Raw genomic sequence first — 742 nt, forward strand, 5'->3', positions numbered from 1 at the left:
CCAAAATCCGCCTCATCAACGCCCGCGGCTACGGCCACCACTCAGCCCGAACACTGACCTCAATGATCTATCTCTGCCTCGGCGGACTGCACCCTCAGCTACCCACAAGAACCTGAGGAGCCGCACACATGTTCGATCGATTGTTCGCGGGGCTGGAGCAGTCCGCGGTGGTGGCTGCGATCGAACAGTGCGCCCGGGAGGAGGCTCAGGCGGGGGCGCGCAAGGCCGCGGCGATCGCCGAGCTGGTGTATCAGGCGGTGAGCTGGGATGACGGGCGCGATGACTGGGTGTATGACTCGTGGGCGGGCGCGGCGTGCGAGCTGGGGGCGGTGTTGAACCTGGGGACCCGGGCGGCCTCGGGGCAGATGCGGATCGCGGTGGCGTTGCGTGATCGGCTGCCCCGGCTGGCCGAGCGGTATCTGCAGGGCCGGGTCAGTGCCCAGGTGGTGGCCAAGATCTGTTGGCGCACCCGGCTGGTCGAGGACCCGCAGGTGCTGGCGCTGCTGGATGGCGAGTTGGCGGGTAAGGCGTCGCGGTGGGGGTCGTTGTCGCAAGAGGCGTTGGTGGCTGCCATTGATGCGGTGATCGAGCGGTTCGATCCGGATGCGGTGATCCGGGCTCGGGAGGTCGTCAAGGCCCGGGATTTCCATATCGGCTCGGTGGATGATCCGGATGAGCTGGTGTTGGTGTGGGGTCAGGTGCTGGGCTGTGATGCGGTGGTGTTGGCGGCGCGGATCGCCGA

The 742-nt window shown here is 67.4% G+C and carries 1 protein-coding gene; it reads left to right on the plus strand.

Features of this window, described 5'->3' with window-relative positions:
• Window positions 1–128 precede the first annotated feature (128 nt).
• A partial coding sequence (locus ASJ79_RS25055; protein ID WP_156448639.1) for a DUF222 domain-containing protein occupies window positions 129–742 on the plus strand: 614 nt, incomplete at its 3' end.

Source organism: Mycobacterium sp. NAZ190054, from assembly GCF_001545925.1.
In the GTDB taxonomy this organism is placed as follows: Bacteria; Actinomycetota; Actinomycetes; order Mycobacteriales; family Mycobacteriaceae; genus Mycobacterium.